Below are 24,714 nucleotides of genomic sequence, written 5' to 3' on the forward strand. Positions count from 1 at the left end.
ATTACCGATGAGTAAGCTGACAACCCTCCTTCGCTGAGTTCCGGTGCAGGTCAGGCATCCGGCAGCAGGATAGTATAGAACTTAAAAAAAGTCACGACCCTGATCCTGCCTCACATTCCCGGACGGCCGAAGCAGACGTTCCATTATGCGGGATCACCGTTGACAGGAACATGTCACTACTGCTTCTTTGGTCTCATTCCAGGACGGGCATCCGGGAAAGAGAGAGCGCTTTCTCAGTCGGAGTATCACCCACCGACCGTCACCGATGCAAGGGAACAGAAACTTTCATGCGCAACTCACTGTCAGCCGAAATTCCGGGCGCCGGGCGGGTGGCGTGCCGAGGATAATCGCCGTCACCCATGGCACCGACGGCGACGTGATGCCCTTCGTCCGGCTCGGGTCGGAACTCCGCCGGGGCGGCCACGAGGTGACCTTGATCACCCACGCCCACTACCAGGAGGCGGCGGCCGGTCTCGCCTTCGCCGCGATCGACACCCCCGTGCAGTACGCCCGCCATCAGGCCGACACCGCCCGCCTCATGGACACCAGGGGCGGGCTCGGCTGGCTCGCCTTCTACGAGCGCAACGGCCTGTTCGAGCAGCTCGCCTTCGAGGTCAAGGCCATCATGGAGCGCCACGACCCGGGCAACACGGTCCTGGTCGGCCGGCACACCTCGGCGTTGTCGGTTCGGTTCGCCGCCGAAATATTGCGGTGCCCGGTCGCCTGGGTCGCCGTCTCGCCGATCCAGGTGATGGGCGCCCGCCTGGCCGCCCACATGTACTCGACCGAACTCGCCGAGGGCTTCCAGTCCGTCCGCGACGACCTCGGCCTGCCCCCCATCACCGACTGGTACGGCTACTTCGCCGGCGCCACGATGGACATCGGATTATGGCCCCGATGGTTCGACCAGGCGGGCGCGAAATCCCCCGCGCGATTCGAACTCGCCGGATTCGCCGTGCCCGACGCCGCGTCCCGGGGAGCGTTCTCTCAGGACGTCGTGGCCGACCGTCCCGTGCTCATCTCCGGGGGCACCGGGCGCATGCTCAACGAGGCGTTCTACGTGTCGGCGTTGAAAGCCGTCGACGGCCTACCCGCTGTAGTAGTCACGCCCTATCCCGAATTACTGCCGTCGCCACTGCCGGAAGAGGTGCGCTGGTTCGATCGGCTGCCGTTCGACCAGGTCGTACCGAAAGTCAGAGCAGTTGTGCACCACGGCGGCATCGGCACTCTGACCCGCGCTTTGATGGCCGGAACCCCGCAGCTGGTTCTGGCCGACGGCGCCGACCGCCCCGACAACGCCGCCCGGCTGGCGAAGCTCGGTTTGGCGAAATGGCTTCCGCCCGGGAAATGGCCCGAGGCGGGGGAACACCTGCGCGATCTGCTCGCATCGGGGGAGCAGCCCGCGGCCCCGGAGGACCTCGACCCGTCGGCGGGCATCACGAGAGCGGCGGCCCTCATCGCCTCGCTCCTCGGCCCCCCGCGCCCGGTTCGTCCCGTCCTCACGGAATCCCAGCGCGAAGCGCTCAGACGCCACCTGAGAAAAGGATCCCGATGAGCTGGCAACCCCATGAACTGACCTCCGACGGCCGCCCCCTGGCCGACTTCCTGCGCGCGACCCCGATCGACGACCTGCTGGTCGAGAAGAAGGCCCTGGTCTTCCGCGGCTTCGGCGTGACCGAACCCACCCTCGACCCCCCGATGGACCTGCTCCTGCCCAACCGCCTGGCCTACGTCCACGGCAACTCCCCGCGCACCAAGGTCGGCCAGAACGTCTACACCTCGACGGAGTACCCGGCCGAATACACCATCTCCATGCACAACGAACTCTCCTACGCGGCCTCGTGGCCGTCCCGGCTGATGTTCTTCTGCGCGAAGGCGGCCGAACAGGGCGGCGCGACCCCGGTGGTCGACGGAGTGACGTGGCTCGAATCCCTCGACCCGGAGGTGCGGGAGGCGTTCGCCAAGGGCGTCCGCTACACCCAGAACCTGCACGGGGGGATGGGGCTCGGGAAGAGCTGGCAGGAGACCTTCGAGACCTCCGACAAGAAGGAGGTCGAGGCGTTCCTCGACGCGTCGTCCGCGGAGTGGACGTGGCGGAGCGACGGCGGGCTGCGCGTGACCCAGATCCGCCCGTCGACGACGCGTCACCCGGTGACGGGCGTGGAGGTCTGGTTCAACCAGTCGGACCAGTGGCACCCGGCGTCCCTGGGCGACGAGACGGCGATGATGCTCGCCGAGATCATGCCGCCGGAGGACCTGCCCCAGTCCGTCCAGTACGCCGACGGGACCCCGATCCCGGCCGACCACGTGATCCAGGTGCGTGACCGGGGGCTGGAGCACGCGGTGAACGTCGACTGGCGGACGGGCGACGTCCTGCTGATCGACAACGTCCTGGTCGGCCACGGCCGGCGGCCCTTCACCGGTTCCCGGCGCGTGCTCGTCGCCATGAGCTGACGGAAAAGCCCGCGGAGCAGGGCTCCGCGGGCCCGGTTAGCAGGAGATCCAGCCGTCGTACCTCGGGGGGACTCCCGGGACGTACAGGTTCCGATTGAACGACGAGGATTCGGTGCTGCCGTAGCCGATGGTGATGCAGGGGCCGTCGGCGCCGTTCTTGACATTGATCCTGCGGCGGTCGGCACCCGTGCCACCGCCGCAGTTGTACCAGGTCCCGAAGATGGTCTTGAAACCGCCGTTGGTGATGGTGCCGCCGGTGCCGCTGTCCGAGTTGCGGCCCGCGCACGGGTTCGGCTCGGCCTGGGCGGGTGCGGTCAGACCCGCGGTGAGCACGATGGCGCCGATGGTCAGCGCGAGCGCCTTTCCGGCGCCTCCAGATGAACGGTTGAGCATGGGAGCCCCTTCGACGTCGATCTCGGTGAAGGAGATCCTCGCCGGGGCCGCCATATTCTCCGTATCCGTCCCCTACAGACGGCCGTGCCGGAAGGCGTGCCTGCATCCGGTCACGGTGCCGCCCGGCACGCGGCCCGCCCCCAGTGGGAGCCGCGGAACCCGGCGGCCTCGTCGGCCCGGCACCCTCCGTGGGCGAGGGCGGCCTGATCACAGAAACCCGCGTCGTGCTCGGCCCCGCACTCGGGTAACACCGGCGGGGACGGGTTTGCGGCGAAGGCCGGTGCGACGAGCGTCAGCCGCCACACCGTTCTCAGGTCGACGCCCTGATCACCAAATGGGTGTCGAGGATGACGACCGGCTGCTCCAGCGGCTCGCCGTTGATCCGGGAGACCAGGAGCTGCACCATCTGCCGGCCCATCGACTCGGTCGGCTGGTGGACGCTCGTCAGCGGCGGCTCGGTGTGCAGGGCCACCTTCGAGTCTTCGAAGCCGATCAACGCGACGTCCTGCGGCACGGAGCAGCCCCGCTCCCGGAGCACCCGCAGCGCGCCGACCGCCATCGGGTCGGAGGCCGCGAAGACGGCGTCGAGGTCGGGATGGCGGTCGAGCAGCTCGCGCATGGCCGTGGAACCGCTTTCCTCGGAGAAGTCTCCGTAGGCGACGCGCTCGGTCAGGCCGGTCGCGAGGAGGGCGTCGCGGTAGCCCGCCAGACGGTCGACGCCCACGCCCATGTCCTGCGGACCGGCGATGGTGGCGATGCGCTGGCGGCCCTTGCCGAGCAGGTATTTGATCGCCTGCCGCGCGCCGGCCCGGTTGTCCATGTCGACGTAGCTGTAGGGGTTCAGCCCGACGGGCCGACCGCCCAGGACCGTGGGGACGCCCAGTTCTTCGAGGCGGCCCGGCAGGGGGTCGGCGCCGTGGACCGAGGTCAGCAGGACACCGTCGACGTGTTGGCCCGTCAGGTAGTGTTCCAGCCGGTCGTGCTCGTTGCGGTTCTGCGCCATGCTCAGGATCAGCTGGAGGCCCGTTTCGGCCAGCGCCGACCCGATTCCCCTGATCAGGCCGGCGAAGTAGGGCTCGTCGAACACGCGCTGTTCCGACTCCGACACCACCAGGGCGATGGTGTCGGTCCGGTTGGTGACGAGGGTGCGGGCCGCCCGGTTGGGGACGTAACCCAGTTCGTCGATGGCGAGCAGGACGGCGTCGCGGGCCTTCTCGCTCACCTTCGGTGAGCCGTTGATGACCCGTGAAACCGTTCCTCGCCCGACCCCGGCCCGCGCGGCGACGGCTTCGAGCGTCGGCCTCGCGACCGAGCGGCGGTCCCCGTTCATCAGTCCTGCCCCCTCACCACGTTCAAGCTATTGTGCCGGACCCCGGAGGCCCCCGTGCCGGATGGTCTCGGCGTACCAGAGAGCGCTATCTTTCAGGATGCGCGCCTGGGTTGGGTAGTCCACGTAGACTAGGCCGAATCTCTTGCCGTAACCCCACGCCCACTCGAAATTGTCCATCAGCGACCAGGCGAAGTAGCCCTCCAGCGGCACGCCCGCCTCGATGGCCTGGTGACAGACCCTCAGGTGGGTGTCGATGTAGGCCTGGCGCTCGGGGTCGTGGACCGTCCCCTCTTCGGTCAGCACGTCGTCGTAGGCGGCGCCGTTCTCTGAAATGTACAGAGGCACGGCGGGGTACTCGTCGCGCAGGCGGGTGAGCACCTCGAACAGGCCCGAGCCGTCGACCTCCCAGCCCATGCCGGTCACCGGGCGTCCGCCGTTGACGAAGCCCACGTGCTCGTTGCCGGGCCACGCCGAACCCGAGTCGGTCGGGGCCGCGGACGCCGACTTGGGGCCGCCCTCGGCGCCGGTGACGGTGAAGCGGCTGTAGTAGTTGATCAGCAGCATGTCGAGCGGGGCCGCGATCAGCTCCAGGTCGCCGTCCTTGATGTACTCCTCGGGCGCGATCAGCGGGGTCAGGTCGTCGAGGACGTCCTGCGGGTAGCTGCCGCGCATGAGGGCGTCGAGGAAGAAGCGGTTCTGCATGCCGTCGATCCGGCGGGCGGCGTCGAGGTCGGCCTCGCTGTCGCTCTGGGGGCTGATGGCGTACAGGTTGACGCAGCCGCCGATGCGGGTGTCGGTGCGCTGGGCGCGCATCGCCTCCACCGCCAGGCCGTGGGCCAGGTTCAGGTGGTGGGCGGCCTTGATCGACTCCGCCGGGTTGCGGCGGCCGGGGGCGTGCTCGCCCGAGGAGTAGCCGAGGAACGCCGCGCACCACGGCTCGTTGACCGTGGCCCAGTTGGCGACCCGGTCGCCGAGGGCGCCGTGGGTGATGGCGGCGAAGTCCGCGAAGCGCTTCGACAGATCACGTGACGGCCATCCGCCGTCGTCCTCGAGGGCCTGCGGCAGGTCCCAGTGGTAGAGCGTCACCCACGGCGCGATGCCGTAGGAGAGCAGCTCGTCGACGAGCTTCTTGTAGAAGTCGAGGCCCTGGGCGTTGACCTCGCCCTTGCCGTCGGGCTGGATGCGCGACCAGGAGACCGAGAACCGGTAGGCGGTCAGCCCCAGGTCGGCCATCAGCCGCACGTCGTCGCGGTAGCGGTGGTAGTGGTCGATGGCCACCGACGCGTCCTCGCCGCCGACGACCCGCCCGGGTTGCGCCGCGAAGGTGTCCCAGATGGATCGGCCGCGGCCGTCGGCCGAGAGGGATCCCTCGATCTGGTAGGCCGACGTCGCGGATCCCCAGACGAAGCCGGTGGGGAACACCAGACCGGGGGTGTCGATCTGGGTCTCTGTGTTCTGGGTCACTCCTTGACCGCACCTTCCATGAGTCCGCCGATGATCTGGCGGCCGAAAAAGACGAATACCAGCAGAAGGGGAATGATCGAGATGGTCGTGCCCGCGAAGATGAGCACGTAGTTGGTGGAGTATCGGTCGTTCAGGGCCCGCAACGCGACTTGCACAGTCGGATTGTCCGGCGTGAGCACGATGAGAGGCCAGAGAAATTCGTTCCAGATCAGCATGAATGTCTGGATCGCCAGCACGGCCATGCCGGGCCGGACCGCGGGCACCGCGACGTTCCACCAGATCCGCAGGGTGCTCGCCCCGTCGACCCGCGCGGCCTCGACCAGTTCTCTCGGTACGGCCTGGCGCGTGTACTGCGTCATGAGGAACACCCCGAAGCCGTTCACCAGGAACGGGAGGATGACCGCCTTCAGCGTGTTCGTCCAGCCCAGGGTGACCATCATCTGGTAGAGCGGCACGATGCCCATCTGCTGGAGCGGCACCATCATGGTCAGCACGACCGACAGCAGCAGCAGGTTGCGGCCCCGGAAGGTGAGCGAGGCGAACGCGAACCCGGCCAGGGTCGAGATGATCACGATGCCGATCGTCACCGTGCAGGCGATGATGATCGAGTTGATGATGCCCGTCATGAAGTGGGCGTTCTCGGCCTCGAACACGGCCCGGATGTTGTCGCCCAGGTTGCCGGCCGGGATCAGGGGCGGCGGCATGCTGTGCGCGTCCTCGTTGGTGCGGGTCGCGATGACGATCATCCAGTAGATCGGGAAGATCGACAGGAAGATCGCCAGGCCCAGCATCGCCTTGGTCAGCGTGGTGGCGCGGAACGGGTCCAGGCCGGACGTCCCCGCCCGTGACCTGCGTGGAGAAACCGTCAAAGTCGTCATCGTGATCTCCCGAAGCCGCGGACGATGGCGAAGTTGATCAGTGCGGTGATCATGATGAGCAGGAACAGGATCCAGGCCGCGGCCGCGGCGTAGCCGTACTGGAAGTCCCGGAAGCCCTCCTTGACGATGAACATGGCCACCGTCTGGAACTGGCCCGTCGTGCCGCCGGTCATCAGGCCGGCGCCGAACATCACCGGTTCGGCGAACAGGGTGAAGCCGCCGATCGTCGAGACGATGACGGTGAAGATGATCGTGGGCTTGAGCAGCGGGACGGTGATGCCCCAGAACTGGCGGCGCGGGGAGGCGCCGTCGATCGAGGCGGCCTCGTAGAGGTCCTTGGGGATCGTCTGCATCGCGGCCAGGTAGATGATCGCGTTGTAGCCGGTCCAGCGCCAGTCGACCATCGTGGCGATGGCGATCCACGACGACCACTTCTCGTTTTGCCAGTGGATCGGGTCGACCCCGAACCCGCCCAGCACCCAGTTGATCAGGCCGTAGTCACGGCCGTACAGCTGGGTGAAGACGACGGCGACCGCCACCACCGAGGTGATGAGCGGCGCGAGGATGCTCAGCCGCAGCACCAGCCGGCCGCGCAGTTTCTTGTTCAGTGCGTTGGCCAGCAGCAGCGCCAGCAGCAGCTGGGGAACCGTCGCGATCACGAAGATGCCGACGGTGTTGAGCACCGCGTTCCAGAACTTGTCGTCCACGAGCAGTTCGGCGTAGTTCTCGAACCCGATGAACGTCTTGTCGCCCGCGAGCTGCCAGTCGTGCAGCGAGACCCAGGCGGTGAAGATCAGCGGGAAGATGCCGAAGATCGCGAACAGGATGAAATAGGGAGAGACGAAGAAATAGGGGGCGGCCCGCAGGTCCAGCCAGGAGAGCAGTCGCCGGCCGCCCGGCGGGCGCGCGTGCCGCCGTGGCCCGGGCGGCACCGTGCGGGTCCGGGCGCCCGCGTCGACGCTGAGGCTCATCGTCAACCTTTCGTGGAAGGAGCGGCCGGGGTACCGGCCGCTCAAGTAAGGACCGGCCCCTCGGTGAAAGGGGCCGGTCGGCACGGCCGGGGGATCAGCCCGCGGCCTTCACGCCCTCCTCCACGAAGCGGGTCCAGGCCTCGTCCCACTTGACCGAGCCCTGGTCGGCGCCCACGAGGACCTCCTCGACGGCGGCCTTCACCTGGGCGTGCTTCTCACCGAAGAACACCGGTGCGAGCTGCGCGACCGAGGCGGCGAAGATCGGACCGCTCGGGGCGTCGTTGAAGTAGGGGTTCTTCGCCTCCGCCACGGACGGGTCCTGCTGCGCCGGGATGGAGCTCGGGAAGTTGCCGCCCTCCTTGAACGCCGCGACCTGTCCGTCCTTCCCGGTCAGGAAGTTGAGGACGTCGGCGGCCTCCTTCGGGTGCTTGCTCTGCGACGGGACCATCAGCCAGGAGCCGCCCCAGTTGCCGGAGCCGCCGGGCACCGCCGCGACGTCCCACTTCTTGGCGTTGGACTCGCCGGAGGTGCCGGAGATCACGCCGAGCATCCACGACGGGCAGCCCATGGTGGCGAAGCCACCCTTCTGCATCGCGGTGTTCCACTCCTCGCTCCAGGAGCGGAGCTTGGCGGTCAGGCCCGCGGAGCTGAGCGACTGCACGTAGTCGAACGCGGCCTTGACGCCCGGGTTCTTGTCGACCACGAGGGCCTGGCTCTTGTCGAAGTAGTAGAGGCCGCCGTTCTTGCCGGCCTCCTGGGCGAGCACCGAGTTGTACACGGTGTTGGCGCCGTCGACGAAGCCCGCGTCGGTGACCTTGGCCTTGAACTTCTTGCCGACCTCGAGGTAGTCGTTCCACGTCGGCCAGAGCTTGGAGACCTCGTCGCGGTTGGTCGGCAGGCCGGCCTTCTCGAACAGGTCGGTGCGGTAGCACATGGCCATGCCGCCGATGTCGGTGCCGAGGGCGAACAGTTTGCCCTCGGTGTTGACGCCCACGTCGTACTTGAACGCGGGGAAGTCGGCCTTGCGGCTGTCGAGGCCGTACTGGCCGAGGTCGGCGAAGTACTGCGGACGGGCGGCCATGAGACCCATGGCGCCCTCGTCCATCGCGATGATGTCGCCGGCGCCGCTTCCGGCCTCCAGCCACTGGAGGACCTGCGGCAGGTAGGTGTCCTCGAAGCGGTCGGTCAGGTTGACGTACTTGACCTGGACGTTGGGGTTGGCGGCGTTCCACTGGGCCACGGCGTCGTCGTAGGCGAAGTTCTCGCCGCCGCCGAAGGTGTTGAGGGTGATCTCGATCTTCTCCGCAGGGGCCGCGGAGCCGCCGGCGCTCGGAGCGGGTGCGGCTGCCTCTTCGCCGCCACAGGCTGCGGCCGTGAAGGCCAGCGCTCCTGCGGCCACGGCCGCGAGCACACCGCGGCGCGTGTTGTTCATCATTCCGGACCCCTCTCAGGTGGTTCCCGAATCTGTGACTGAATCTGTGACTGAAGGTGGGCTCCCGGCCGACCCCCGACTGCTCAGCAGGTTGGGAGCGCTCCCACGAAGAGTCCACTATGGGCAACGCACCCGTCAATATGCCGAAACCTAACTGTTACTCCGGTAACGGTTAGACGCATTCAAAGGGACTTAAAGGGATGAAAAGTACATATCCGCAGTTGGGAGCGCTCCCAGATCATAGAGAACAAAGTGGCCCATCTCACAGCGGAGACAGGCCACTTGTGGGGGCGGATTCAGACGGTCGTCACGGCTTCGTGGAGGTCCAGGCGGGGGTTGCGGGAGTACCAGGCGTCCGGGCCGGGCTTGCCCATGTTCACCACGGCGAGCACCTCGTGGTTGCCTCCGGGGAAGAACTCCTTCTCCACGGCGTCCTTGTCGAACCCGGCCATCGGGCCGGCGGCCAGGCCGTGCGCCCGCACACCGACGATGAAGTAGCCCACCTGCAGAGCGCCGTTCAACCGGGCCGTCGCGACGCGGGCCTCACGGTCGGCGAAGGCGTCCTTGGCCCCCGGGAAGTGCGGGAACGTCTTCGGCAGGTTCTCGTGGAAGTCGACGTCGACGGCGAGGACGGCCACGAGCGGGGCGGCGGCCGTCTTGGCCTTGTTGCCGGGGCTCATGTGCTCGACCAGCCGGGCCCGCGCCTCGGGGGAGCGGACGTAGACGATGCGGAGCGGCTGGGTGTTCATCGCGGTCGGGCCCCACTTGATCAGGTCGTAGATCGCGTGCGCCGTCTCGTCGGAGACGGGCTCGTCGGTGAACGTGTTCGCCGTCCGCGCCTCGCGGAAGAGCAGGTCCTGAGCCGTGGCGTCGAGGACGCTCTCGGTGGAAATGGCACTCATGTGGTCGGACAACCTTCTTCGTGCGCAATATCTTCCCGAGCAACCAAAATTATTCTGTGAGGACCTCTTCGAGCCGGGCCAGCGCCCGCCGCAGCGTGGCCCGCTCGGTGGCCGACAGGGGGGCGTCGAAGTGGCGGTCGACCACCCGCACATGGACCTCGACCGCCCGCAGGAAGATCTCCGAGGCCTGCTCGGTCGGCCGGATCAGCGTCATCCGCCGGTCACCCGGATGGCGGGCCCGGGTGACCAGTCCGGCCCGCTCCATGCGGTCGAGCAGGCGGGTCATCCCACCGCTGGTCAGGGTCAGGTCGAGCGCGTTGATCGCGGTGCAGCCGTCGTGGTCGCGGTAGAGGCGCATCAGCACCTCGAACATCACGTGGGTGATCCCGATCTCGTCCTGCAACGTCCGGTCGATCAGGTGCTCCAGCGCAGCGGCCGCCCGGATCAGGTGGCCGAAGCCGGGGCTCAGCCGATCACATGCGGCGCGTTCGGGGGTCGGGGTCCGATCCATTGCACTCCTGAGGGAGGGAAATCTGACCGTTCACCCAAAATGGTATCGGCGACCCGGCACCCGGCCCCGGAGCACGCGTGCAGCGCGGCCAGCCGCCCGGACAGCCCGGCGACCAGTGCGGGGTCGGCGGTGGTGGCCAGATTCGTGAGCTGATGAGGATCACTGATCATGTCGTACAGCTGGCGCTCGCCGGTGTCGTATTCGACATAGGTGTGCGTCTCGGTGCGCAGCGCCCGGTAGGTGGGCGGGCAGCCCGGCGCGTAGTCGGGCTTGTCGAACTCCACGAGCACGGCGTCGCGCCACGGCACCCGCTGCCCGCGCAGCAGCGGCACCAGCGACCGGCCCTCGACGAAGCCCGGCACCTGCGCCCCCGCGAGCTCGGCGAACGTCGGGCCCAGGTCGACCGTCGAGCCGAGCGAGGTGTCGACCCGCCCGGCCTGCACCCCGGGACCGCGCACGATCATCGGGATCCGGACGTCCTCCTCGTAGGGCGTCGTCTTGCCCGACCGCAGCCGGTGCTGGCCCAGGTGGAACCCGTTGTCCGAGCCGAAGAAGATGTACGTGTTGTCGAGCTTGCCCGCCGTCCGCAGCGCCTCGACGACCGTGCCGACCAGGTCGTCGAGCCCCGCCGTCGAGCGCAGCCGGTCGCGGTACATCTGGTCGATGTTGCGGATGACCCGCCGCGACATCCGCGTGCGCTCCTGCACCCACAGGGGCTCGGCCGACACGTCCTCCTGGTTGAACGACGGAGTGCGCGGCGCCTTGACCCCCTCGAACGCGTCGGCGTGGCGCGGCGCGTGGTTGGACGGGCGGTGCGGCGCGGTGGGCGACAGGTAGAGGAAGAACGGGTCGTCGCGGCCCACGAACGAGGCGGCCTTCTGGGCCAGCACGTCGGTCAGGTAGTCCTCGGCCTGCTCGCCGCGCTCGACGATGATGCCGTCGTCGTTGAGGGCGTAGCCGTATTCGCGGTAGAGGTTGGTGACCGGGACCGCCCATTCGTCCCATCCCTGCGGGATGTAGGTGCGCGGCACCCCGGCGCCCGGATACTGGTTCAGGTACTTGCCGAACAGTGCGGTGCGGTAGCCGGCGTCCTGCATCCAGGTGCCGAGCGTGCTCTCCTCCAGCGGCTTGAACCTCGGGAAGCCTCCGGTCGGGAACCGGTTACTGGTGACGCCGTGACTGTGGATGTACTGCGAGCGCAGGATCGACGACCGCGACGGGCAGCACCACGGGTTCGTCACATAGAAGTGGGAGAACGTCGTGCCGCTCGACGCCAGCCGCGCGATGTTGGGGAACCGGTGGAGGTCGGCGGTGTCGAGGTCGTCGGCCAGGATGAACACGACGTTCGGAGGCGCCTTCGCAGCGGTGGCCGGGGATATGGTCAGCGGCGCCGCCAGGAAGGCGAAGGCGAGACCGCAGGCGAGACTCCTCTTCAGCATGGGGCAGATCATTGCCTGTGTTACACCTGCGAAAACGTACATTTAGCAGCGGACCGTGCACGAAACGTAGTGGATTCTCCCAACCGGTTGCAGCGGTCCAAGCGCTCCGGGACAGTGACTCATATGAGATCCGGGGGTTCACGTATTCGGCTGTTCACCCGTCGTTCCCTGTCCTGTTGCGATCGGCGGCTACCGTGAGCCCGTCGTGAACGGGTCCATGGAGAGTTCTGCGAGTAATGGCGGTACGTCCGTCGCGTGGGTCGAGTCCCCGCTTCAACTGCTCTGCGTCATCGAGGCGCAGCACGCGGGGCTACTTGGCGATGACGCCACCGTCGTGCCGCGTTCCGGTCTGCCCGCGCTCCGCCTGACCCGCAACGAGATCTCCCGCCTCGACCTGCCCGAGGGGCTGCGCTTCGCCGAGCCGACCGCGAAGATGCCCAAGCCCGGCCGGTCGTGGGCGGTCGGCGACGCCTTCTCCGGGCGCGTCCAGCTCAGCCTGCTGACCTCGCCGGTCCGGCGGCTGCTGCTCGTCGACGACGGCCTGGCCACGATCCGGCTGCTCGAACTGCTCGCCGAACGCCGCCCGCTGCTGCGCGCCCGCGCCGTGCCCGGCACCGCCCGCACCGCCATGGGCGCGGTGGCCGGGGTGCGCCTGCGCCGGCTGGCCCGCCGCAGCCGTCTCACCGTCTTCACCGCGCTGCCGGTGCCCGACGAGGTCGCCGACGCCGTCCGCGCGCTCGGGGCCGACGTGGTGAAACACGACTTCCCGTGGCTGCGCAGCCAGCCGGGCAAGCGGCCGCCGTCCGAGAAGACGGTCGTGCTCGGCACCTCGCTGGTGCGCAACGGGCTGATCCACCGCGACGCCTACGTGAAGTGGCTGACCGCCCTCGACGAGCCGGTCGCCTACTACCCGCACCGCCGGGAAGACCCGAAGGACCTCGACCGGGTGCGCCGCATCGACGGCGTCACGGTCTACGAGAGCGGCGCCCCCGCCGAGATGACCCTGCGCGACCTGCGCCCCGGCCAGCGGGTGCTGAGTCTGCCGTCGACGGCGGTCACTTCTCTCCGTATTCTGCTGCGGGCACGCGGCGTCTCGGTGGAGACGGTCGACGTGCCGGACGACTGGTGGACCGCCTCAGCGGGCCCGTCGCTCCGCTCCCACCTCCAGCTTTTCGCACACGAAAGAGTCGCTCCTTGATCCGCGTTTTCGCCGTGGCCGATTCCGATTCCTATCTGAAGTGGGCCGCGGGGCTCGTGGGAGGCGCGCCGGCCGACTGGCAGATCGAGCTCGCCGTGGTCCGCACCCCGATCGCCCCCTCGGAGTCGCAGATCGCCGCCGCCGTCAGCGGGACCCGGTTCCACGACGTGCAGACGCTCGGCGCGCGGGCGCTGCGCAAGGCCGCCGAGCGGTTCAAACCCGACGTGATCCTGGTGTCGTGCACGGGCCCGGTCGTCGACGCCCTGGTCAGCGAGATCCTGTCGGGGCTGAAGCCGCGCCCGGTGTTCGTCACCGGCCTGCCCGGCATCTCGGTCCCGGCGACCGAGAAGGCCTGGATCTACCGCAGCGGCTGCGACCTGTTCATCCTGCACAGCGGCCGCGAGGTGCGCGAGTTCGGCGAGATCGCGGCCCGGCTCGGCGGCGGCGGCCAGGTGGCGCTGGCCCGGCTGCCCTACCTCGACCTGACCGGCCACCCCACGGCAGGGGAGACCCGCGACCGCGTCGTGTTCGCCACCCAGGCGAAGGTGCCGGTGCGGCGCGACGACCGCGAGAGCGTGCTGCTGGCGCTGAAGGCGCTCGCCGACGCCCGGCCCGACCTGCGGGTGGTCGTCAAGCTGCGGGCCCGCGACGACGAACGCCAGACCCACAACGAGAAGCACCACTACGAGCGGCTCTGGAAGACCATGGCCGCCGAGGGCCGGGTGCCCGCCGACACGTTGTCGTTCGAGGCCGGGCCGATGCACGAACACCTGGCCCGCGCCCACGGCTTCGTCACGGTCAGCTCGACCGCCGCGCTGGAGGCCATCGCCCAGGGCGTGCCGCTGCTGGTGCTGTCCGACTTCGGGGTCAGCGCCGAGATGATCAACCTGGTGTTCGAGGGCTCCGGCTCGCTGGGCACCCTCGACGACCTCTCCAAGGCCGACTTCCGCACCCCGACGCCCGAGTGGTGCGCGGCCAACTACTTCCACGAGGCCGCCCACAACGACTGGGCCTCCCGCACCCTGGCGCTCGTCGAGGCCGCCCGCGCGGGCACGCTGACGCCCTCGGCGTCGCTGCTCGACGGCCCGCAGCACGCCGGCGCCCGGCGCCGCGCGCGGCTGCGCATCGAGGTGCCGCCGAAGGTCCTGCGCTACGGCTACCGCGCCAAGAAGAAGATCAAGAAGCTCCTCAAGTAACGGGCTCCGCTCACGCTCGGTGAGCTTCCGTTGACGGGGATTTGTTCCGGATGACATCGATCGGCAACGGCCCGCTCATGCACTAAGGGGCATGAGAGTCGACGGTTCCGTCCACCCCGTGGTCGTCATCGGCGGCGGCCAGGCCGGGTTGTCGATGAGCCACTGCCTCACCCGGCTGGGCGTCGGCCACGTCGTGCTGGAGCGCGGCCGGGTCGGCGAGTCGTGGCGCTCCCGGCGCTGGGACACCTTCTGCCTCGTCACCCCCAACTGGCAGTGCGACCTGCCCGGATACCCCTACCAGGGCGCCGAACCCGACGGCTTCATGGGCCGCGACGCGATCGTCTCCTACCTGGAGGGGTACGCCGCCTCGTTCGCGCCGCCCGTCGTCGAACGCGTCACGGCGTCCCGGCTGACCGCCGTCGACGGCGGGTTCGCCGTCACGACCGACCGGGGCGTGCTGACCGCCGGGCAGGTCGTGGTGGCGACCGGGCCCTACCAGACGCCGGTCGTGCCCCGGGTGGCCGAGCGGCTGGCCGTGCCGTCGATCCACTCCGACGCCTACCGGAGCCCGGCCGACCTGCCCGACGGGCCGGTGCTCGTCGTGGGGAGCGGGCAGTCGGGCTGCCAGATCGCCGAGGACCTGTTCCTGGCCGGGCGGACCGTCCACCTGTCGGTGGGGTCGGCGCCCCGGGTCGCGCGGCGCTACCGCGGGCGCGACGTGGTCGAGTGGCTCGACCTGATGGGCCACTACGACCGCCCGATCACCGAGTTCGACGACCCCGACGCGGTGCGGTCCCGGGCCAACCACTACGTGACAGGACGCGACGGCGGGCGCGACATCGACCTGCGGGCGTTCGCCCGCGACGGGATGCGCTTACACGGGCGGCTGAACCAGGTGACCGACCGAAAGATCGTCTTCGGCGATGATCTCCAGGCCAATCTCGACCACGCCGACGCGGTCTCCGAGGGCGTCAAGGACTCCATCGACGCCTACATCGGCTCGAACGGGATCTCGGCGCCCGTCGAGGAGCGCTATGTCCCGGTCTGGCAGCCCCCGCCGGGGGCCTCAGACGTTCGTACAGAAGAGATCGCAGCCGTCGTCTGGTGTACGGGCTTCCGGCGCGACCACTCGTGGATCAGGGTCCCCGTGTTCGACGGGACCGGCTACCCCGCCCACACGCGCGGGGTGACGCGCTGGCCGGGGCTCTACTTCCTCGGGCTCCCCTGGCAGCACACCTGGGGGTCGGGCAGGTTCTCCGGCGTCGGCCGCGACGCCGAGCACCTCGCCGGGCACGTCGCCGCCCACCTCGCCGGGCGGGCCGCCTCGGGGTCCGGTTACTACGTCCACCCCGAACTGCTGGGGACGTGATGATCCGCGACGCGCACCGCCATCTCGGCGTGTTACCGGCCTATCCCTTCTACGGCGGCCCGCCGGTCCGGCCCGACGTCGGCGCCCGCGCCACCATCGGCGAGCTGATCGCCGACCTCGACCGCGAGGGGACCGAGCGGGCGCTGGTCATCCCCAACTACGGCGTGCCCGACCCCGCCGTCGCGTTCTCCTTCAACGAACTCTGCGTCGAGGCCGCCGCGCGGGACGACCGGATCAGGGCCGGGCTGTGGGTCTCGCCGCTGCCCGCCGACGAGCCGCGCACCCTCGCCGCGCTCGCCCTCGCCGGGGAGCCCGGGGTGCGGGCGCTGAAACTGAGCTTCCTGCTCGGTGGACGGCCCGCCGACCCCGCCTGCGAGCCGCTGCTCGACCGCGTCTTCGCCGTCGCCCGCGACCGCGACCTGGTCGTGCATGTGCACACCTCGCCCGGCGCCGCCTCCGACATCGACGAGATCGCCCATCTGGTCGAGCGGTACGGCGACGCCGTCGCCCTCCACCTCGTCCACTTCGGCGGCGGTGCCTCCGGGCACATCAAGCTGGCCGGTTCGCGGTTCTTCGACTGGATCGCGGCCGGCAAGCGGGTCTACACCGACCTCTCCTGGGCCATCGGGTTCGCCCCCCGCTGGCTGGCCCACGAGATCGACCGGCGTGGCCTCGGCCACGACCGGCTGCTGTTCGCCAGCGACGAACCCTGGGGCGACCACCCCGGGGAGCACGCCCGGCTCAGCGCCGCCGTGGGGGACGGCGAGCTGGCCCGGCTGGTCTTCCACGACACCTTCGAGAAGCTCTACGGATAGGAGCCTTTGACATGACCGAACTGACCGAGCTGGAGCAGGCCAGCCTCACCGAGATCCCCCACCCGTCGCTCCCGGACGGGTCGAGCCTGTACGGCGAGACGAAGGTCTTCCCCGACTACAAGGCCGAGGACGGCGAGTCGTACTTCACGCTCGTCCACGGCATCGCGCACGAGTCGTCGGTCAGCTTCGTGGCCATCCTCCAGGCGACCCGCGCCCTCCGGAAGGGCTTCGAATCCGCCATCTACTTCTACGGGCCGGGCTCGCTGAACTGCCTGGCCACCCGCGGTTTCCCGACCACGGGCAACTCGGCGTTCCCCGGTGAGCACAACATCAACAACTCGCTGAAGACGTTCATCGCCGAGGGCGGCAAGGTCTTCTGCTGCCGGTTCGGCCTCTCCCTGCACGGCGCCCGCGAGGAGGACCTCATCGAGGGCGTGATCCCGACCCACCCGCTCGACGTGCAGGACGCGCTGATCCATTACTCCCGCAAGGGCGCCATCATCAACTCGACGTACATGTTCTGATGGACCGCGTCTCGACCCGCGTCGACGTGGCCATCCGAGGGGTCCGGCTCGACGCGCCCGTACGGCGGACCGGTGGCGCCGGTCCGTCGGACGACGGCCACCTGCTCGTCGACGGTGCGAACGCCGCGCTGCCCCTCGACCCGTCGAGCCCCTACGTCGTCCGCGACGGGCGGCTCTACCTCGGCGGCACCGACATGGGCGTGGCCGTCCGGGCCGTGAAGCGGCCCCGGTTCTACGACCTGGCGACGGCCGACGGGGTGCCGTACGAGAAGATCGCGAAGCTGCACGGCGCGGACGTGCTCGCCACGACCGTGGTGCAGACCTGCGTGCGCTACGCCGAGGAGGAGCGCTGCCGGTTCTGCGCGGTCGAGGAGTCCCTCACGGGCGGTGCGACCGTGGCGGCCAAGACCCCCGCGCAGCTCGCCGAGGTGGCCGCCGCGGCGGTCCGGCTCGACGGGGTGCGGCAGATGGTCATGACGACCGGCACCACCTCCGGGGCCGATCGCGGCGCCAAGGTGCTGGCTCGGTCGGTGCGGGCCGTGCTCGGAGCCGTGCCCGGCCTGCCGATCCAGGTGCAGTGTGAGCCCCCCGGCGACCTGGCCTGGATCTCGGAGCTGAAGCGGGCCGGGGCGCACGCCATCGGCATCCACGTCGAGTCGCTCGACGACGAGGTCCGGCGCCGGTGGACCCCCGGAAAGGCGCGGACCCCGCTCTCGGACTACTGGGCCGCCTGGGACGAGGCGGTGCGGGTGTTCGGGCGCAACCGGGTGTCGACCTACCTGCTGATCGGGCTGGGCGAGTCGCCCGACGAGCTCGTCGCGGGGGCGTCCCGGCTGATCGAACGCGGCGTCTACCCCTTCGTGGTGCCCTACCGGCCTCTGGTGGGGACGCTGGGGCGGCGTGACGGCGTACCGGCGCCTTCGAGGGAACTGGTGCGCGACGTGACCGAACGCGTGGCCGCGATGCTGCGCGGCGCCGGGATGACCGGCGCGGAGCAGGGCGCGGGCTGCGCGGCGTGCGGCGCGTGCAGCGCCCTGGCGACGGCGGGCGGGTGAGTGGCGTGAGTTCGGTGTGCGATGTGCTGCTGACCGACGCGCCGGAGCTTCCGGCGCCCGGTCCGCTGGAGGTGCCCGCGCTGCTCGGGGTCCGGCGGGCGCAACCCCGGTTCGTCGTGGAGGCGACCTCCGATCGAGGGTGCCTGTACGCCTACCGCCTCCTGCGGCGCCGCGTCTTCGTCGAGGAGCAGGGCCTTTTCGAGGGCGACGACCTCGACTTCCGCGACGAGGATCCGCGCACCGTCGTGCTGGTGGCCCGCGATCCCGCGGGGACCGTCATCGGCGGGGTGCGGCTGGGCCCTGTGGACGACGGCTCCGACATCGGGTGGTGGCGCGGCTCCCGGCTCGTCGTCGACCCGGGGCTGCGCGGCGCTCCCGGCGTGGGGCCCGCGCTGATCCGGGCCGCGTGCGCCCACGCCGAGGACGCCGGGGTGCTGCGGTTCGAGGCCGACGTCCAGGAAAGGGCCGTTCCGGTGTTCACCCGGCTCGGCTGGCGCGCGGTCGGCGCCGCGAAGGTGGCCGGGCGGCCGCATCTGACGATGCGGTGGCCCATCGGGCGGCTCGCCCAGGCCGCGGCGGGGAAGGGCGTGCTCGGGCCGCTGCTGCGCGGGCTCTCGCCCGGCGGACGCGGCTGGGTCGGCGACGACGGCGCGCCGGTGCCCGGGAGCGACGTGGTCGCGGCGTGCGACGCGATCCTGCCGTCGATGGTCGAACGCGACCCCGACTGGGCCGGATGGTGCGCGGTGCTGGTCAACCTCAACGACCTCGCCGCCATGGGCGCCACCCCCGTTGGCCTGCTCGACGCGCTGGGCGCCCGCGACGCCTCGTTCGCCGCCCGCGTGCTGACCGGGCTGCGGCGCGCCTCCTACGCCTACGACGTGCCGATCCTCGGCGGCCACACCCAGCTCGGGGTGCCCGCCTCCCTGGCCGTCACCGCGCTGGGACGGACCCCGAGCCCGGTGCCGGGCGGGGGAGGGCGTCCCGGACAGACGGTACGGCTGACCGCCGACCTCGGCGGCCGGTGGCGGACCGGCTACCGGGGCCGCCAGTGGGACTCCACCTCGACGCGGACCACCGAGGAACTCCAGGCCATGCTCGGCGCCGTCGGACGCGCCCGGCCCGCCGCCGCCAAGGACGTGTCGATGGCCGGGATCGCCGGCACCCTCGGCATGCTCGCCGAGGCGAGCGGCTGCGGCGCGGTGCTCGAACCGCACCGGGTGCCCCGGCCCTCCGGGGTGACGATGGGCGACTGGCTGACCTGCTTCCCCGGCTTCGCCATGCTCACGGCCGGAGGCCCGGAACTGCCGGCCGGGCCCGCCACCGGGGCCGATTGCGGTGAGCTCGTCTCCGGGGGCGGCGTGCGGCTGCGCTGGCCCGACGGGGTGGAGACGGAGGCCGTACACACGATGGTGACCGGGCTCGGAACGGCCTGAGGAGGACGCATGACCATTCGGCTGGCGGCGGTCGCCGCACCTTTCGGCCGGGACCTGGAGGCGTGCTTCGCCACGATCGGGCGCCTGGCCGCGCGGGCCCGATCGGAGGGCGTGGCGGTGCTGGCGCTCCCGGAGGCGTGCCTGGGCGGATATCTGGCGAACCTGGGCGGCGCCGCAGCCGGGCCGCCCGCGCTGCGGCGTGACGGCCCCGAACTGCGGCGGCTGGCGGACATCGCCGGGGATCTGGTGATCTGCGCCGGATACTGCGAGGCGGAGGGCGACCTGCGGTTCAACTCCGTCGTCTGCGTGACCGGCGACGGGATCCTCGGCCACCACCGCAAGGTCCACCAGCCGCTGCGGGAGGACCAGAGCTACGCGGCGGGCGACGGCTTCACCGCCTTCGACACCCCGGCCGGCCGGATGGGCATGATGATCTGCTACGACAAGGCGTTCCCCGAGTCGGCCCGCTCGCTGGCCCTCGACGGCGCGCAGATCGTCGTCTGCGTGTCGGCCTGGCCCGCCAGCCGCACCGACCCCGCGCCCGACCTGGCCGACGACCGCTGGACCCGGCGCTTCGACCTGTTCGACCAGGCGCGGGCGCTGGAGAACCAGGTGGTGTGGGTGTCGTCGAATCAGTCGGGCACTTTCGGTGACCTGCGGTTCGTCGGCCGCGCCAAGATCGTCGGACCGGGCGGCGAGATCCTGGCCGCCACCGGCGTCTCCGAGGGCTACGCCGCCGCCTCGCTCGACCTGGAGGAGACCCTGGCGACCGCCCGGCGGTCGATGGGGCACCTGCGGGATCGCCGTCCCGAGGCATATGCGGCAGGATTCTGATCCGTGCTCCGCATCGCCGCCGCCTCCGCGCACTTCGGTCGTGACCTGGAATTCGACCTCCAGCGGGTCGCCAAGCTCATCGCCGACGCGCGCCTGGAGGGCGCCGGCCTGCTCGTCCTGCCCGACGCCACCCTCGGCGGCTACCTCGCCGACCTGCGCCACCCCGACCCCTCGGCCCTGCCGCCCGCCCTCGACCCCGACGACCCGCTCATCAAACGGGTCGCCGAACTGGCCGCCGAGATGGTCGTCTGCGTCGGCTACTGCGAGGCCGAGGGCGACCTGCGCTACAACTCGGCCGTCTGCGTGACCGGCGACGGCGTGCTCGGCCGCCACCGCAAGGTCCACCTCCCGGCGGGCGAGATCGCGGCCTACGCCCCCGGCGACCGCTTCGACGCCTTCGACACCCCCGTCGGCCGGGTCGGGATGCTGATCGACTACGACAAGACGTTCCCCGAGTCGGCCCGCTCGCTGGCCCTCGACGGCGCCCAGATCATCGCCTGCCTGTCCGCGTGGCCCACCAGCATCACCAACCGGGCCCCGCGCATGGCCCAGGACCGGCAGTCACGCCTGTTCGATCTGTACGACTGTGCCCGCGCCGCCGAGAACCAAGTGGTGTTGGCCTCCTCGAACCAGACGGGCGCGATGGGCGGGATGCGCTTCCTGGGCCAGGCCAAGGTGGTCGGTCCCGGCGGCGACATCCTGGCCCGCACGTGGTCGAAGGCCGGTCTCGCGGTCGCCGAACTCGACGTGGCGGCGGAGATCGCCCAGGCCCGGCGGGTGCTGCGGCACATCGGCGAACGCCGTCCGGAGGCCTACCGCGCATGAGGATCGCGCTGCTGACCTACTCGACCAAGCCGCGCGGCGGCGTCGTGCACACCCTCGCCCTCGCCGAGGCCCTGGCCGCGCTCGGCGAGGAGGTGGAGGTGTGGGCGCTGGGCCGTGGCGGCGACCGGCGCTTCTACCGCGAGGTGACGGTGCCCGTCCACATCGTCGACTGCCCCGACGTGCCCGGCGAGACGGTGGGGGAGCGGGTCCTGCGGTCGATCGACCTGCTGGGCGAGGCCTTCCGGCCTTCCCGGTACGACGTCGTGCACGCCCAGGACTGCATCACCGCCAACGCGGCCGGGCCGTGCATCAGGACCGTCCACCACCTCGACCACTTCACGACGCCCGAGCTGGCGGCCTGCCACGAACGGGCCCTGGTCGAGCCCCTCGCGCACATCTGCGTGTCGTCGGCGGTGGCCGCCGAGCTGTCGGCCGGGTGGGGCATCACGGCTGCGGTGATCCCCAACGGGGTGGACGCCTCGCGCTTCTCGACCGCCGACGGTGCGCCGTGGCGGTCTCGTTTCGGCACGTACGTGCTGACCGTCGGCGGGATCGAACCCCGGAAGGGCTCCCTCGACCTGCTCGAAGCGCATGCCCTGCTGCCGGAGTATCCGCTGGTCATCGCGGGCGGGGAGACGCTGTTCGACTACCGCGCCTACCGGGCCGAGTGGGAGGCGCGGGCGGTGGAGCTGGGCGTCGCGCCGGTCGTGCTCGGCCCGGTCGCGCACGAGGACCTGCCGGGGCTGGTCGCGGGGGCGTCGGCGTTCGCGTTCCCGTCGACGAGAGAGGGGTTCGGCCTGGCCGCCATGGAGGCACTGGCGGCCGGGGTGCCGCTGGTGGTCCGCGACCTGACGGTCTTCCGCGACATCTTCACGGGCGCGGCCCTGTTCGCGGACGGCCCGTCGTCACTGGCGCGGGCGCTACGCGAGGCGGTGACGGTCCCGTCGGTGGATCGGGCCGCGGCGGGAAGAGCGCTGGCCGCCCGGCACACGTGGCACCGGGCGGCTCTCGCCCATCGCGACTTCTACCGGGCGCGTCGCTGAACTGCCGCGTCTCACGGCTCCAGGGACTCGGGGATCGAGTCGGTGTTGCCGTTGGGGCGCTCCGTCTTGCCCGACGCGTCGTAGATCTTGACCCACTTGATCGTGGAGAAGCCCTTGAGGGTCGCGTTGATGTGGTTGGCGATGGTGAACGTCGAGCCCCCGCTGCGCACGTTCCCCGTCAGGTAGACCCGGGCGACCCTGTTCGTCACGGTCAGCTTGCTGAACCCGGTCGCGCCGGAGTTCACGAACCGCAGCCCGGCCGTCCGCTCGGCCGTGGTCGGGCCGGCGAACAGGCGCAGCAGGGCGCCGTTGGCCGTGCTCGGCGGGATGACCTGCCGGGTCACCGCCTTGAGCCTCGGCTCGCGCGGGAGGTCGAGGAAGTGGACCTTCACGGGGACGGTGCGGTAGTTCACGGTGAAGTCGACGACGACCCGGCTCGGGCCGGTCAGCGTGTACATCCGGTAGGGCACCTTCTTGGCCAGGCCCACTCCGAACGACAGCGTCGCCTCCCAGTCGCCGGTGTTGACGACCTGGATGACCCCGGGCAGCGCGTAGGTCCGGCGGGCCGCGCCGTAGGTCGAGCCGCCCGCGTCGCTGTGGCCCCGGGCGTCGAAGAACCGCAGGGCGAGCTTCGCGCTCCCGGGGACCGGGACGGTGTGGCCCGAGCCGTCGGCGATCAGCTTCGGCACGTACTCCGCGATCCGCGTGGGCGGGAGCCCGTTGCGGAACTCGAACACGAGACGGTCGACGCCGGGATGCCGGTCGGCCCGGATCGCGACCAGTTGCGGCACCGCCTTGGCCGTCGCGGCGGGCGTCACCACCAAGGGGACCAGCAGACCCGCCGCCAGGGCGGTTCTGACGAGGGCGGAGCGTAAGGCGATCATGTGTTCTCCCCGTGCTTGTCACGTTCCAAGGAATGACTGACCTTAAGACGTGGCGAACCGCCCGGAAGTTTTGAAAAGTAGGGAAAGTGTGGCCCGGCGGCCATCTCTCGAGCGTGTCCGGATGCGGACATGGACGGTTTGGCACGATCCAACGTAAGGTCAAAGCCGCGCGAATTATGTGGATATTTCGTCATCGGGGCTGATCACTAGGAACGGTGGGATGACTTCTGCGCGCCTGGAAATCCACATCATCAACGTCAGCCAGGGAGACTCGCTCCTCATCATCCACCGGGACCTGGGCAAGGTCCGGGCGGCGATCGAGGCCAAGCTGAAGACCCCGCCCACCGATCCGATCGACTACGTCCCGTTCGCCTTACGGTCGGGTGTCCCGCTGACCGGCACGGTGGTCAGGGCGCTGCTGGTCGACGGCGGCGACAGCTCCTACGGCGACGACGTCGTCCGGATGCTGATCCGCCAGGGCGTGGTGACCGTCCCGGGCTACTACCCGAACCTGTCGATGATGGTCAGCCACTTCCACGCCGACCACCTGGCGGGGCTGAACAGTGTGCTGCTCGACAAGGACGTGCCCAAGAAGCCCAAGGGCAAGAGCCGGACCGTCCCGCGCTTCGTGCCCGGGGTGATCTACGTGAACCCGCTGTACGACAAGACGACCGTGCCGAAGAACAAGCTGTTCCCGGCGTTCAGGGAGACCCTCGAGGACGTCAGCCTGAAACTCCCGACCGGCAAGCGGGCCACGATCGTCGAGGTCCTGCCCGGCGGCCTCGACCCGAAGACGAAGAAACCGCTGGTCATCGAACTCGGCGACGGCGTCGCCGACGAAGACGGCAAGGCGATCCCGATCACCGTACGGATGGTCGCCTCCGGCCAGGGCGTCTACCGCGAGAAGTTCAACGACGTGGTCGCCGTGCCGCCCAAGGGAAGTAAGAACGCGGTCGACATGAACGACCGCTCCCTGTGCTTCGTGCTGTCGTATGGATCGTTCCGTTTCTTCAGCGGTGGCGATATCGCCGGCGACGGCCGTGCCGCGGGCGGCAACGTGTCGACCAACGCGATGCCCGACCCGCCCAAGGGCAAGGGCGCCAAGTACAAGGGCAAGAAGAAGAACAAGAAGATCGGCTCGTCGCACAGCCACGGAGACGTGGAGAAGGTGCTCGGCCCGGCGATGCAGGAGAACTTCCCGGCGACCAAGCTGCTGACCGGGTACGTCCGCGGCGCCGACAAGTTCCCGCACGCCGGGCACTGCACGGTGATGAAGGCCAGCCACCACGCGAGCGCGTCCAGCGTGGACACCTACTTCCTGTCCGAGGTCCGGCCGTACGTGATCGCGATCTCCTGCGGGTTCCGGGCCCGCGCGCACGACCACCCGACCCAGCAGGTGCTCGACCGGATCGACAACGTCAAGACCGCGCGCTGGGGGTTGCGCGGCACGACCAGGGAGATCGACAACACCGTGGAGGGCCTCTACCTCACCGAGGTCGTCAAGAAGCGCAGGACCCGCGACTACACCACCAACGTGCGGTCGGGGAAGCTGCTCGGCGACATCGTGATCCGGCCGACCGACGAGTCGATCGTCGCGCTCCGGACGACCACGGAGACCGGCAAACGGGTCAAGGTCCAGGTGTACGGCACCACCGAGAGGACCGACACGACCGACACCGAGAACGAGCTGTTCCCGAACACCGCCGGATCGGGTGACGCCAACTATCCGATCGGCCCGTTCTACCACCCCCTGATCTGAGGAGC

At 70.0% G+C, this 24,714-nt stretch carries 24 protein-coding genes; 13 read left to right on the forward strand and 11 right to left on the reverse strand.

The genetic code is table 11. The features are described from left to right. Nucleotides 1-334 precede the first annotated feature (334 nt). Together ACYQ78_RS05180 and ACYQ78_RS05185 are read left to right on the forward strand one after the other, a co-directional pair. Nucleotides 335-1,555 carry a glycosyltransferase gene (locus ACYQ78_RS05180; protein ID WP_459799504.1) on the forward strand — a complete coding sequence of 407 codons (1,221 nt, stop codon included), beginning with the start codon at nt 335-337 and terminating at the stop codon, nt 1,553-1,555. Beyond that, nucleotides 1,552-2,454 carry a TauD/TfdA family dioxygenase gene (locus ACYQ78_RS05185; protein ID WP_459799505.1) on the forward strand — a complete coding sequence of 301 codons (903 nt, stop codon included), beginning with the start codon at nt 1,552-1,554 and terminating at the stop codon, nt 2,452-2,454. Before ACYQ78_RS05180 ends, ACYQ78_RS05185 begins: the two co-directional genes overlap by 4 nt. A gap of 36 nt (nt 2,455-2,490) precedes the next feature. On the opposite strand, the gene ACYQ78_RS05190 is transcribed toward ACYQ78_RS05185, so the two are convergent. The 10 genes from ACYQ78_RS05190 to ACYQ78_RS05235 all read right to left on the reverse strand — a co-directional run bounded on the left by ACYQ78_RS05190 (nt 2,491) and on the right by ACYQ78_RS05235 (nt 11,774). Then, entirely contained in the window at nt 2,491-2,901 is a 411-nt protein-coding gene (locus ACYQ78_RS05190; RefSeq protein WP_459799506.1) for a hypothetical protein, read from the reverse strand. A 56-nt stretch (nt 2,902-2,957) separates the two neighbouring features. After that, complete coding sequence (locus ACYQ78_RS05195) at nt 2,958-3,152, reverse strand: hypothetical protein (protein WP_459799507.1); 195 nt, start codon at nt 3,150-3,152, stop codon at nt 2,958-2,960. A gap of 5 nt (nt 3,153-3,157) precedes the next feature. Beyond that, nucleotides 3,158-4,177 carry a LacI family DNA-binding transcriptional regulator gene (locus ACYQ78_RS05200; protein ID WP_459799508.1) on the reverse strand — a complete coding sequence of 340 codons (1,020 nt, stop codon included), beginning with the start codon at nt 4,175-4,177 and terminating at the stop codon, nt 3,158-3,160. Nucleotides 4,178-4,204: 27 nt separating this feature from the next. Then, nucleotides 4,205-5,641 carry a GH1 family beta-glucosidase gene (locus ACYQ78_RS05205; protein WP_459799509.1) on the reverse strand — a complete coding sequence of 479 codons (1,437 nt, stop codon included), beginning with the start codon at nt 5,639-5,641 and terminating at the stop codon, nt 4,205-4,207. Beyond that, nucleotides 5,638-6,519 carry a carbohydrate ABC transporter permease gene (locus tag ACYQ78_RS05210; RefSeq protein ID WP_459799510.1) on the reverse strand — a complete coding sequence of 294 codons (882 nt, stop codon included), beginning with the start codon at nt 6,517-6,519 and terminating at the stop codon, nt 5,638-5,640. The genes ACYQ78_RS05205 and ACYQ78_RS05210 overlap by 4 nt, the downstream gene beginning before the upstream one ends. Continuing rightward, entirely contained in the window at nt 6,516-7,490 is a 975-nt protein-coding gene (locus ACYQ78_RS05215; protein ID WP_459799511.1) for a carbohydrate ABC transporter permease, read from the reverse strand. The genes ACYQ78_RS05210 and ACYQ78_RS05215 overlap by 4 nt, the downstream gene beginning before the upstream one ends. A gap of 94 nt (nt 7,491-7,584) precedes the next feature. Further along, nucleotides 7,585-8,922 carry an ABC transporter substrate-binding protein gene (locus tag ACYQ78_RS05220; protein WP_459799512.1) on the reverse strand — a complete coding sequence of 446 codons (1,338 nt, stop codon included), beginning with the start codon at nt 8,920-8,922 and terminating at the stop codon, nt 7,585-7,587. Nucleotides 8,923-9,218: 296 nt separating this feature from the next. Further along, on the reverse strand, nt 9,219-9,824 hold the full coding sequence (locus ACYQ78_RS05225) for a malonic semialdehyde reductase (protein WP_459799513.1): 606 nt from the start codon (nt 9,822-9,824) through the stop codon (nt 9,219-9,221). A gap of 49 nt (nt 9,825-9,873) precedes the next feature. Beyond that, on the reverse strand, nt 9,874-10,335 hold the full coding sequence (locus tag ACYQ78_RS05230; RefSeq protein ID WP_459799514.1) for a MarR family winged helix-turn-helix transcriptional regulator: 462 nt from the start codon (nt 10,333-10,335) through the stop codon (nt 9,874-9,876). Further along, the gene (locus ACYQ78_RS05235) at nt 10,290-11,774 is read right to left on the reverse strand and encodes a sulfatase family protein (protein ID WP_459799515.1); all 1,485 of its coding nucleotides are present in this window, start codon (nt 11,772-11,774) and stop codon (nt 10,290-10,292) included. Before ACYQ78_RS05235 ends, ACYQ78_RS05230 begins: the two co-directional genes overlap by 46 nt. A gap of 205 nt (nt 11,775-11,979) precedes the next feature. Here ACYQ78_RS05235 and ACYQ78_RS05240 point away from each other — a divergent pair, with 205 nt between their 5' ends. The 10 genes from ACYQ78_RS05240 (at nt 11,980) to ACYQ78_RS05285 (ending at nt 22,066) form a co-directional block, all read left to right on the forward strand. Then, on the forward strand, nt 11,980-12,972 hold the full coding sequence (locus ACYQ78_RS05240; RefSeq protein WP_459799516.1) for a hypothetical protein: 993 nt from the start codon (nt 11,980-11,982) through the stop codon (nt 12,970-12,972). Continuing rightward, nucleotides 12,969-14,168 (forward strand): DUF6716 putative glycosyltransferase, encoded by a 1,200-nt coding sequence (locus ACYQ78_RS05245; RefSeq protein WP_459799517.1) that lies wholly within the window; start codon nt 12,969-12,971, stop codon nt 14,166-14,168. The genes ACYQ78_RS05240 and ACYQ78_RS05245 overlap by 4 nt, the downstream gene beginning before the upstream one ends. A gap of 91 nt (nt 14,169-14,259) precedes the next feature. Further along, nucleotides 14,260-15,537 carry an MSMEG_0569 family flavin-dependent oxidoreductase gene (locus ACYQ78_RS05250; protein WP_459799518.1) on the forward strand — a complete coding sequence of 426 codons (1,278 nt, stop codon included), beginning with the start codon at nt 14,260-14,262 and terminating at the stop codon, nt 15,535-15,537. Beyond that, nucleotides 15,537-16,352 (forward strand): amidohydrolase family protein, encoded by an 816-nt coding sequence (locus tag ACYQ78_RS05255; RefSeq protein ID WP_459799519.1) that lies wholly within the window; start codon nt 15,537-15,539, stop codon nt 16,350-16,352. Before ACYQ78_RS05250 ends, ACYQ78_RS05255 begins: the two co-directional genes overlap by 1 nt. A gap of 11 nt (nt 16,353-16,363) precedes the next feature. Next, nucleotides 16,364-16,876, forward strand: a complete 513-nt coding sequence (locus tag ACYQ78_RS05260; RefSeq protein WP_459799520.1) for an MSMEG_0572/Sll0783 family nitrogen starvation response protein — start codon at nt 16,364-16,366, stop codon at nt 16,874-16,876. Then, nucleotides 16,876-17,931, forward strand: coding sequence for an MSMEG_0568 family radical SAM protein (locus tag ACYQ78_RS05265; protein WP_459799521.1), 1,056 nt, complete (start codon nt 16,876-16,878; stop codon nt 17,929-17,931). Before ACYQ78_RS05260 ends, ACYQ78_RS05265 begins: the two co-directional genes overlap by 1 nt. Nucleotides 17,932-17,936: 5 nt before the next feature. Beyond that, the gene (locus tag ACYQ78_RS05270; RefSeq protein WP_459799522.1) at nt 17,937-19,364 is read left to right on the forward strand and encodes an MSMEG_0567/sll0787 family protein; all 1,428 of its coding nucleotides are present in this window, start codon (nt 17,937-17,939) and stop codon (nt 19,362-19,364) included. Between the two features lie 9 nt (nt 19,365-19,373). After that, on the forward strand, nt 19,374-20,198 hold the full coding sequence (locus ACYQ78_RS05275) for a carbon-nitrogen hydrolase family protein (RefSeq protein ID WP_459799523.1): 825 nt from the start codon (nt 19,374-19,376) through the stop codon (nt 20,196-20,198). 3 nt (nt 20,199-20,201) lie between these two features. Further along, on the forward strand, nt 20,202-21,023 hold the full coding sequence (locus ACYQ78_RS05280) for a carbon-nitrogen hydrolase family protein (protein ID WP_459799524.1): 822 nt from the start codon (nt 20,202-20,204) through the stop codon (nt 21,021-21,023). Next, nucleotides 21,020-22,066, forward strand: a complete 1,047-nt coding sequence (locus tag ACYQ78_RS05285) for an MSMEG_0565 family glycosyltransferase (RefSeq protein WP_459799525.1) — start codon at nt 21,020-21,022, stop codon at nt 22,064-22,066. The genes ACYQ78_RS05280 and ACYQ78_RS05285 overlap by 4 nt, the downstream gene beginning before the upstream one ends. Nucleotides 22,067-22,077: 11 nt before the next feature. Here the strand turns inward: ACYQ78_RS05285 and ACYQ78_RS05290 are convergent, their stop codons facing one another. After that, nucleotides 22,078-22,950 carry an AMIN-like domain-containing (lipo)protein gene (locus tag ACYQ78_RS05290; RefSeq protein ID WP_459799526.1) on the reverse strand — a complete coding sequence of 291 codons (873 nt, stop codon included), beginning with the start codon at nt 22,948-22,950 and terminating at the stop codon, nt 22,078-22,080. Nucleotides 22,951-23,170: 220 nt separating this feature from the next. On the opposite strand from ACYQ78_RS05290, the gene ACYQ78_RS05295 reads away from it, so the two are divergent. Next, nucleotides 23,171-24,709, forward strand: a complete 1,539-nt coding sequence (locus tag ACYQ78_RS05295; protein ID WP_459799527.1) for a ComEC/Rec2 family competence protein — start codon at nt 23,171-23,173, stop codon at nt 24,707-24,709. Nucleotides 24,710-24,714: the final 5 nt, after the last annotated feature.

Source organism: Herbidospora sp. RD11066 (genome assembly GCF_054661255.1).